The 9,065-nt window shown below is 48.7% G+C and carries 11 protein-coding genes; all 11 read right to left on the bottom strand.

Going from position 1 to position 9,065, the window contains the following annotated elements; genetic code table 11:
- A partial coding sequence (locus COW20_12290; GenBank protein PIW47663.1) for a hypothetical protein occupies nt 1-873 on the bottom strand: 873 nt, incomplete at its 3' end.
- 350 nt (nt 874-1,223) lie between these two features.
- Nucleotides 1,224-1,643, bottom strand: a complete 420-nt coding sequence (locus tag COW20_12285; protein ID PIW47655.1) for an aldehyde-activating protein — start codon at nt 1,641-1,643, stop codon at nt 1,224-1,226.
- A gap of 162 nt (nt 1,644-1,805) precedes the next feature.
- Entirely contained in the window at nt 1,806-2,468 is a 663-nt protein-coding gene (locus COW20_12280; GenBank protein ID PIW47654.1) for a hypothetical protein, read from the bottom strand.
- A complete protein-coding gene (locus tag COW20_12275) occupies nt 2,465-3,544 on the bottom strand; it encodes a hypothetical protein (GenBank protein ID PIW47653.1) in 1,080 nt (359 codons plus the stop codon). The genes COW20_12280 and COW20_12275 overlap by 4 nt, the downstream gene beginning before the upstream one ends.
- Nucleotides 3,537-4,241: a molybdate ABC transporter permease subunit gene (gene modB / locus COW20_12270; protein ID PIW47662.1), complete on the bottom strand. Its 705-nt coding sequence runs from the start codon at nt 4,239-4,241 to the stop codon at nt 3,537-3,539. Before modB ends, COW20_12275 begins: the two co-directional genes overlap by 8 nt.
- A 1-nt stretch (nt 4,242) precedes the next feature.
- On the bottom strand, nt 4,243-5,016 hold the full coding sequence (modA, locus tag COW20_12265) for a molybdate ABC transporter substrate-binding protein (protein ID PIW47661.1): 774 nt from the start codon (nt 5,014-5,016) through the stop codon (nt 4,243-4,245).
- A 17-nt stretch (nt 5,017-5,033) separates the two neighbouring features.
- The gene (locus COW20_12260) at nt 5,034-6,200 is read right to left on the bottom strand and encodes a bifunctional molybdenum cofactor guanylyltransferase MobA/molybdopterin-guanine dinucleotide biosynthesis adaptor protein MobB (protein PIW47652.1); all 1,167 of its coding nucleotides are present in this window, start codon (nt 6,198-6,200) and stop codon (nt 5,034-5,036) included.
- Nucleotides 6,166-6,660, bottom strand: coding sequence for a cyclic pyranopterin monophosphate synthase MoaC (gene moaC, locus COW20_12255; protein ID PIW47660.1), 495 nt, complete (start codon nt 6,658-6,660; stop codon nt 6,166-6,168). Before moaC ends, COW20_12260 begins: the two co-directional genes overlap by 35 nt.
- An 11-nt stretch (nt 6,661-6,671) precedes the next feature.
- Nucleotides 6,672-7,673: a GTP 3',8-cyclase MoaA gene (gene moaA, locus COW20_12250; GenBank protein PIW47651.1), complete on the bottom strand. Its 1,002-nt coding sequence runs from the start codon at nt 7,671-7,673 to the stop codon at nt 6,672-6,674.
- The gene (locus COW20_12245) at nt 7,640-8,842 is read right to left on the bottom strand and encodes a molybdopterin molybdenumtransferase MoeA (GenBank protein ID PIW47650.1); all 1,203 of its coding nucleotides are present in this window, start codon (nt 8,840-8,842) and stop codon (nt 7,640-7,642) included. The genes moaA and COW20_12245 overlap by 34 nt, the downstream gene beginning before the upstream one ends.
- Entirely contained in the window at nt 8,839-9,063 is a 225-nt protein-coding gene (locus tag COW20_12240) for a twin-arginine translocase TatA/TatE family subunit (protein ID PIW47649.1), read from the bottom strand. The genes COW20_12245 and COW20_12240 overlap by 4 nt, the downstream gene beginning before the upstream one ends.
- Between the last annotated feature and the right edge of the window lie 2 nt (nt 9,064-9,065).

Genomic DNA, 9,065 nt, shown 5'->3' with positions numbered 1-9,065 from the left:
GCCTCCATTGGAGGCCGCTGTATGGGCTTTCATTTCCAAAGGCAGACTTTCTCCGGCAGCACTGACAGCCGTCACACTCAGCTGATAGTCTTGATCGGCAAAAAGACCCTCCAGCGTATAATTCGTGACCGGAAGATGATCGGCCACCAAAACCCCATTGCGATAGAGACGATAGTACTGAACCGTTTGATTGAGCGGCGCTTCCCATACCATTTGCAGACGACTGGAACTGCTTTCCAATATTCTCAGATTCCGAGGTGCAGGCCCTGCCGAATGACTGCTCCCCAAGCCACTGGAAGAACTGCCTCCCCCAGCCCCTGCATCCATGCCAGAAGAAGTCTCACTTTCAGAGGAGAGAGCCCCTGCTGGAGAGGAAGAAGCCCCTTGCTCCGGCTCGGAAATACGCAGTTCAGAACCCTTTTCTCCCTTTTCTAAGAGAAAGGGAAGCGTCAAAATTTGATCGGCAGCCAAGGACAGTGTTTTTTCAAAGGAAGCCTGCACTTCCTGCTTGGAATTTTGCAATTGAACCGCCAAGCGATACTGACCCACTGGGAGATTAAGGATTTCAGCCATATCGCCCTGTAAGAGTTGCTCTGCACTGAAGCGCAAATCTCGCTGAGTTCCGCCGCCTGCTGGCGTAAGGGTCACGTAAACACTCAGATTTTGCAAATCAGCGGCTTGAACCTTTACTTGGGGCAACAGACGAAGCAGGTTCTGAGCCAAAGGCACAGACGCAGATTTTCCTGACTCCAGGGAAACAGCACTCAAACCGGGCTGAGTGGGTGGAAGATGATAATCCAAAAAGACTTCACTGCATGCCGACAGCAAAGAAAAACCCAAGCTCAAACTTAGCAAACGCATCAAAGCAGCCATTTCAAATCATCCCCACCCCATTCACACCCTCTTTCGGAATGAATTTCCAGCTTAAACTTTAATATAGCAAAAGAATTCCTCTGAAGCCCCTCAGAGCATTGCTATTTTCTTTTAGTTTTACGCAATTGTCCAGGCTTGACCTTGATAAAGATCAAGCATCTCATACTGAAATTTGCAAATTTGGTTCAGGAAAAGAAAGAGCGGAGCAGATTTCATCTCTCCCTCAGCTACCATGCGCAGAACAGCCCATCGCTTCAGCAATGAGGGCGATGGGCTGGAATATTAAGTTGGCCAAATCGAAAACCCGCCCCCCCATCCAATAGATGCGTTCAGACATGTGCTGGTACTTCTTAGGTTCTCATTTTATCAGCAAAGTAAGCCATGATTTCTTCGCTGGTCATTTCTTTTGTTTCATTTGTGAAACAGTAGTAACTGGGGCGCATATCACTAAAATACTGCATATCCATTTCCAAGCCTTTTAGATTTGAAAATAGACCTACAGGTATATTGTACTCGCCAGTTGCTTTAAGCTGATAGAACAGATGAGTTCCACATTCGGTACAAAAACCACGAGAAGCCCAGGCAGATGATTTGTATATTTTAACCTTATCATCCCCTTCGATTTTCACTTCTGTGCCACATTTCACCGCGAAGAATGGCGCCCCCCCCCAAGTTCTGCAAGATTGACAATGACATACTGTAAACTTGGGGTTTATATTTTCAGCTGTCATTTTTACAGTGCCACAAAGGCAACTCGTCTCATAAGACATTGAGATAACTCCTCTTTTAATTGCTTCAAGTGTGTTTGTGAAAACACACAATGATGGATCAGCAGAAACCCCTGATGATGCGCTCTCATTGAATTCTATTTTCATTAAATCAGGGTGTTTAAACGCGTAGTTTAAGAACGGCTTTACTTTATCTTGACTAATTTAATGTTGCTGCAAACATTCCTCTGGCAAGACCAACCCCAAACCACAGTGAGACTCAAACTTTTGAATCAGCTCAAAATAGCGGGGGTGAAAAATCTCAAAACGGGTAAGTTTTGAAAAATCCTTTTTGAGGGCATCCCCCAACATAGGACCATCGCCCGAATGGGCAAGGCCGCAATAGCGCTTAAAGGCCAGAGTATCTTTGTGCTGTAAAAGCAAGGCATGACCCAGATTGAGTTGTATCCAGAAGCTTTCTGGATCGAGCGCGAGAGCCTGCTCAAGAATTTTTTCGGCTTCAGCAAAGCGCTTTTGAAAAATGCGCAACCAGCCCAATCCTTCAAGCAATTCAGTATTTTGGGGCTCGCGTTTTAAACCCACCTGTAAATCGGCTTCAGCCTCTTCAAACAGCCCCAAATACTGATAGGTTTCAGCACGGATTCTGAGCAGATGGAGATTGTTAGGATCATCTGAAACCGCTTTGATCAGACCTGGCAAAGCTGAACGGTATTGCCCCTGTTCAAAGGCCTGCAGAGCCAGATTCAATTGCGCTTGAGCAAGTTCTTCTGCCTGCTTTGTGCTTGTATTTTGGGCAAAGCTGGGAAGGCCAAAACTGAAACAGCAGGCCATCCCCAACACACCCAAGATCTGAAAGGATCGTTTCATAAGATACTCCTATGGCTTCGTTTTCGCTGAGACTCTGGAACCCATTGCAAAACCTGGGGTGGGAAATATACCCAGATCTGGGCCCCGGTAGAAACCGCAAAGGGCACACTGGCGATCACAGGCGTTCCCTTTGCAAGCTTTAAGCGCAGATGCCAGCGCTGCCCCAAACGCAAAGCCTGTTCGACACGGGCCGGCCAAACCTGCCCCCGTGAAGAATCGGGCTCAGTACTTATCACCAGATCTTCAGGGGCTCCCATCAACCAGCCTGCCCCCCTTGAAGCTTCAGCGTAACTGGACAACTCAATTTCGCCTTCGGCCCAAACCACATGCTTGTCAGAAATTCGCTCTGCGGGCCAAAAGTTTTCAATCCCCAAGAGTCTTGCCACCTCAGCATTGGCAGGTGCCTTTCGCAAAACCTGGGGCGGCCCCTCTTGAAGAATGCGTCCAGCCTGGAGCAAAACCAACTGATCGGCCACTTGCAACGCCTCTTGCAGCTCATGGGTCACCAGCAGAATTGACAATGGGTACTCATCACGCAATTGGGCCAATTCAAGATAGAGTTCGCGCCGCAAAGGGGTATCCATGGCGGCAAAGGGCTCATCCAAAAGCAGCAGTTCAGGCTGACGGGCCAAAGCCCTTGCCAGGGCCAGACGCTGCTGTTCGCCGCCGGAAAGGGTCTGCGGGCGGGCATGGGCCCGGTGAGTCAAACGCACTTTTTCGAGCCATTCCCAGGCCAGTTTCTCGCGCGCTGGATTGGGTTGCTCCAATAGCGCCAGCTTGATATTCTCAAGCGCACTTAAATGGGGGAAAAGGGCATAGTTTTGAAAAACCAACCCCACGGATCGGGCCTGGGGGGGCACAAAGATCTGAGTCTGTGCGTTAAAATAGACCTTGTGGTTCAAGCGCAAAAGTCCTTGGGCGGGCTTATCCAAGCCCATTAAGAGGCGCAAAAGAGAGGTTTTACCAGCTCCCGATGGCCCCGCCAGGATCATCAACTGCCCAGCAGGCAGATGCAAACTGAGATCCAGGGGCACAGGGCGGGTTTGTTCCACCTGAAAATATAAACCTTCAGACATCTTCAACCCCCTGGGCAGCCCAGGACAAAGTCCTTTGAACAGGTTTTCGTTTTTCCAGGCGGCTCATGGCCGCTAAACTCAAAAACGAAAAGACCAGCAAGCCCAGAGAAAGCCCACGGGCCCCTTGAAAATCCAAGGCCTGAACCTTATCGTAGATCAGCAGAGAAAGGGTCTGGGTTTCACCGGGAATATTGCCCCCCACCATCAAGACCACACCAAATTCTCCCAGGGTATGTGCAAAACAGAGCAAGAGCGATGACAAAATCCCAGGCCAGGCCAGCGGCCATTCGACCCGCCAGAAAGCCTGCCAATTTGAGAGCCCACAACAGGCTGCTGCTTCGCGAATCTCATGGGGAATCGCGGCAAAGGCTCTTTGAATGGGCTGAACCGCAAAGGGCAGATTAAACAACCAGGAAGCCAGCAGAATTCCTTCAAAACTAAACACCAATGTCTTGCCAGAGATTGCAGCATAGATTCCACCCAGCCAGGAATTCTGCCCCAAACCCAGCAACAAATAATAGCCCATCACCGTCGGGGGCAAGACCAAGGGCAGCATCAGGCCAGCCTCGCAGAAACCCCGCCAGTTTTTTTGACTGAAGGCCAGAAATCTTCCCAGAAACAGCGCCAGCGGCAAGAGGCCCAAAGCCGTCAAGAAAGCCAGTTTCAGACTCAGTCCAAAGGAGGTAAATTCAGACATTTCAAGAATCTGGCAGGGCAAAGCCATAGCGCATCAAGACCTGCCTGGCTCTCCCCGTTTGCAGGTATAGATAAAAGTCTTGGGCTGCCCTGGATGCGTTTTTCAGCAAGACCATGCGCTGAAGCAGCGGGGCATGTAAATTTTCAGGCACCAACAGAAAACGCCCCTTGTTTTTGAAGGCCGGTGCCAAAACCAGCGAGAGCGGAATCAGGCCCCCTTCACTGGAGCCTGACAAACTGAACTGAGCGGCCTGTGAAGCATTCTCAGCCATTAAGAGATGCCCTTGCAGAGCATTCCAGACCCCCGCTGCCAGCAAGGCCTGTTTTGCAGCCCGTCCATAGGGAGCATGCTGGGGATTGGCAATGGCAAAATGTCGGATTTTACCTGCCGCTAAGAGGGGAAGTAGGCCTGCCAGCCCTTTTTCAACTTTCAAGACAGAGCCCTGGGGAGCAAAAAGCGCAATCCTGCCCTGGGCATAAAGAACCCCGTGATCACGGGTCAGCCCCTTTTCAAGCAAAAGATTGACATAGTGCTGGTCGGCGCTGAGAAAAAGCGCATAGGGAGCCCCCTGTTGTATCTGGCTGCAAAATTGGCCCGAAGAACCAAAACTGACGCGCACATGGTGGCCGCTTTGGGCTTCAAAACCGTGGATCAGTTCTCGCAGGGCAAATTGCAGATCCGAGGCCGCAGCAACTGAAAAATCTTCTCCCCAGGCAGGGGATGTTCCTGCAAATAGAAAGCAAAAGACAAGCGCTTTGAGAACGACTTGAAACAGCTGGGGGTGCAATCGCTTCACGCTTTCTCCCCCAATAGTAAAGTCCCAGATCGGTTCCCGTCAGCCATTTCCCTGCGTATCGCTTCATAGTCTTGGGGCGTATTGGCATTCGCCAGACGGTGGGGTTCGGGCAGTTCCAGGTATTGGATCGGGGAATTGAGCAAGGCTTTGCGCGGACATTGATACCCAGCCCCCAAGAAAGCAAACAGCCGCTCCTTGAATCTGGGTTCATAAATCGCACACAGGGGCTCGGGCAAACCATCAGTGCTGCTGCGAAAGGCTGTTGCAAGGGCAAAGGGATCCCGGTTTTGAATTAGATATTGCAGGGTTGCAGAATCGAGCCAGGGTAAATCTACGGCCAAAACCAACCACGCCGCTTCAGGTTGGTGAAGAAAAGCGGTTAAAATCCCCCCCAAAGGTCCCAGCCCGAGCAGGCGGTCTTCCAGCACAGGAAAAGCCGTTAAGGCCTGAAGACTGTTTTTTTGTTCACCCCGACAGGAAACATAGACCTGCTGACAGAGAGAGGCTAAAAGTTCCGTACTTGTTTCCAATTGCGTTTTATCCCGGTAAACCAATGCCGCTTTGTCCTGCCCCATGCGTTGACTCATTCCACCCGCCAGAACCAGGCCATTGAAAGGGCGGTTAGAGATCTGTGAACCCAGCCAAGTTTCAAAAAATTCGGAGATCGCCTGAATATCCGAACGACAAAAGGCAGGAACAGGTAGATCTGCAGGAGGTTTAAATTCGCAGATATAAGCCAATACCTGGTTGATTTCTCCTGATTTCACACGCTCAAGCATGATTCCCTGAGCATCGAGAAAGACCCATTTAGGCCAGTTGCTTTCTTTATAACCTTCGACAAATAAAAAATCACAGTTTTGAAAGGCCTGGCGTTTCTCAAGCAAATCAAGGGGCTCTGGTGCAAGTGCGGCCTGTTCATGGGCATTTGAAATCAAGACTTTTGCCGCTCCAGCCTCTCGCGCCAGAAAGGTATCTTTACCGGGCGTATCCATCGTAAAAGAATGAGCATCATGCTTGAGATACCCCACCCGAAAACTTTTGCTATATTTTGCTATCAGTGTTTTAATCAAGCTTGTTTTTCCAGAATGACTCAGACCGCAGACCGCCAGCGTAAGCGGGTGAAAAAACTCAGCTTGGTGTGTCTTCTGATGCTTGATAATCACATTTGCCTCCGGTTTTACTCAGTAACCGGGTTTCTTGAATCACGATCAAATGTGAAAGGGCCTTGCACATGTCATATACGGTCAAAGCCGCCACTGTTGCGCCGGTTAAAGCTTCCATTTCTACTCCTGTTTTGTGCGTTACACACACACTACAGCGGATCGCTATCTGATTTTCCGAGTAAAATTCTATCTCAATCTTACAATTTTCAATCGGCAGCGGGTGACAGAAAGGAATCAGATCATGGGTACGTTTTACAGCCATCGTCCCTGCAATTATAGCCGTTTGAAAGACAGGGCCTTTGGGGCCGAGCACTTCCCCTTCAGGGGTCAGACAGGCCAAAATTTCAGGAGGAAGGATAACGAGAGTCTGGGCAATGGCCTCCCTTCGTGTCGGTTTTTTGCCACCAATATCCACCATTGTAGGTAAATTCTGAGCATCAATATGGCTCAGGCCAGGCATATTCGTCACGCCTAACCCCCTATCCTATACATGTCTTGAGAAATCGAATCAAGACGTGTAATCGGTTTCATCGCGAGAACCTGTTGTGTTGCCTGCTCTAAACCAGCGGGGTCCAAATTCCTCAGGCTTTCACCCCTATTCAACATCAGACAGGCGCGTAACTGGCCGTCATGGCTGAGGCGCAAGCGAGAACAACTGCCACAGAAAGGACGAGACTCTGAAGCAATAAACCCAATGCGTCCCCCCCGCGCGGTATGAAAACTAAAGGCTGTCGAATCTCTATCTACTTGAACGGGTTGCAAAGCAATCTGAGCCTGAATGCGATCAAGCATCTCTTCAGCAGATACAAAAGCATCAGACTGGTATTGACAAGCCTGACCTATTTTCATCAATTCCAAAAATCTGATCTCAATACCTGTTTCTTCTGAAAAACGTACAAAATCCAGAATTTCATGGTCATTTTCATTCCGCATCACTACCGTATTGAGTTTGAGCGAAAACCCCAATTCACGGGCTTTTAATACCGAGGATAAAACGTTTGAAAAGCCTTTGGAACGGGTCATGCGATTAAAATTCTCTTCAGAGAGCGAATCCAGGCTGATGTTCAGATAGTGGCAGCCCATCAGCTTTAGAAAAGCCAAATGCTGCTCCAGAAGGAACCCATTGCTGGTCAACCCTAATTTTTCAATGGGAAGTTGGGACAGGCTTTTAACCACCTCCTGAAAATCAGGACGAAGGGTAGGCTCACCACCAGTCAGACGAATCTGGGTAATCCCAGCAGCAACCAAAGCGGAACAAATTCCAGTAAGTTCTTCAATCTTCAAAGCATTGCGGAGAGATGAAAAGCGGATCTTTTCAGGCATACAATAAAAGCAACGGAAATTACAAGCATCAAGTAAGGATACACGCAATTTTCGAATTCTTCTTCCGTGCGGATCCAAAAGCTGTTTTGCCTCTTTTTGATCGAATGAAGATGGAATTATACTTGCCAGAGCCACAGAGGATAAGCACATCCTTTCTCAAAAACTTCAGGCTGAGCAGGCAATTCTAAAAAACCGTCACTCTTGGCCAACGTTGCAAAATCACCTGAACCATTTATTTTCACTGGGTCTGCCAACCACTGAGCAGATTCATTTTGACACAGTTTCACGGGCAAAAATTGTGTCAAGCTTTTCGAAAATCTGACCGTCTGGTTGAGCAGTGCTGAAAGAGGGTACGGGGAACGATTCAGGGATTGAAAAAGAGCTGGGAAGACATACCTATACAGACAGATTGCTGCAGATACAGGATTGCCAGGCAAAGCAAAGATGGGCAGTCCCGCTTGACTGACTCCAAACCAAAGAGGTTTTCCAGGTTTTTGTGCGACCTTATGAAAAATCTTTCTCACCCCAAGTTTTGCAAGCGTGCCAGGCACCAAATCATAAAGGCCCATGGAAACACCACCAGAAATAATCAGCATATCAAACTCAGCCAAGATGCTGGACAAACCCGACTCCAAAGCAGGTGCTGAATCCGGCAGATGAAAATTTTCTGTTTCAGCAAGATGCGCCTGGAACAAAGCAGAGGCAAAAAAACTTTGGTTTGAACTTCGAATTTGATGTGGCAAGGGTGAGCGTGAAGGTTGTACCAATTCATCTCCTGTACTGACCAAAGCAATACGGGGTAACCTCGAAACCTTTATGCTTGTTTTTCCTACAGAAGCAGCTATTGCATAATGATGCGCACGCAGGATACTGCCGGGCTTGGCCAAAACTTCACCCGTTTGATAATCACTGCCCTGGGAATGAATATTTTGTCTGGGTTGAAGCTTGATATCTGGCTTAAGATGGGCCCTGCCTTCATGGAGATCTAAATCTTCTATTTTTACAACACAGTCGCATCCCCTTGGCAAAACGGCACCTGTCATTACTTCTATACAATGTAATTCTGAGTGGAGTGTGTGAGCGGGGGTTCCGGCTGGCTGTTGGGCTTCAACTTTAAATGCTCGTTGCCCCCCTTGCCAGGTTTTATGGGCAAGTGCAATGCCATCCATGGCGACTCTGTCAAAAGGTGGAAAAGGCCGATCAGCAACCAGAGGCTCACGCAAAACGGCTGGATAATACTCACTTAAACATAACTCGCTGATTGGAGAGGAGGGAATACAAGCCAGAATTTCACGCATAGCCTCTGAAACTGAGATCATACCTTGGATTTTTCTACCTTTTTAGCATCTTCAGCACTTGATTCGCCTGTTTTTTCAGTTAAACTCAGGTCTGCAGCCTCCTGTACATCTTTAGCGGCTTTGCGAAATTCTGAAAGACCTCTGCCAATGGCCTTTCCCACCTCAGGTAATTTTCCTGGACCAAAGATAATCAAGGCCAGGACCAGAATCAGTAAAAGTTCAGGTACACCAATTCCAAACATAT

The sequence above is a fragment of the bacterium (Candidatus Blackallbacteria) CG13_big_fil_rev_8_21_14_2_50_49_14 genome (assembly GCA_002783405.1).
Lineage (GTDB): Bacteria > Cyanobacteriota > Sericytochromatia > UBA7694 > UBA7694.
Note: the sequence above shows the minus strand (reverse complement) of the source record. Positions and strands in the feature narration are given on the sequence as shown.

Coding starts and splice junctions, on each gene's coding strand:
- COW20_12285 (PIW47655.1), bottom strand. CDS start 1,643: ATGTCTTATGAGACGAGTTGCCTTTGTGGCACTGTAAAAATGACAGCT.
- COW20_12280 (PIW47654.1), bottom strand. CDS start 2,468: ATGAAACGATCCTTTCAGATCTTGGGTGTGTTGGGGATGGCCTGCTGT.
- COW20_12275 (PIW47653.1), bottom strand. CDS start 3,544: ATGTCTGAAGGTTTATATTTTCAGGTGGAACAAACCCGCCCTGTGCCC.
- modB (PIW47662.1), bottom strand. CDS start 4,241: ATGTCTGAATTTACCTCCTTTGGACTGAGTCTGAAACTGGCTTTCTTG.
- moaC (PIW47660.1), bottom strand. CDS start 6,660: ATGCCTGGCCTGAGCCATATTGATGCTCAGAATTTACCTACAATGGTG.
- moaA (PIW47651.1), bottom strand. CDS start 7,673: ATGTGCTTATCCTCTGTGGCTCTGGCAAGTATAATTCCATCTTCATTC.
- COW20_12245 (PIW47650.1), bottom strand. CDS start 8,842: ATGATCTCAGTTTCAGAGGCTATGCGTGAAATTCTGGCTTGTATTCCC.
- COW20_12240 (PIW47649.1), bottom strand. CDS start 9,063: ATGTTTGGAATTGGTGTACCTGAACTTTTACTGATTCTGGTCCTGGCC.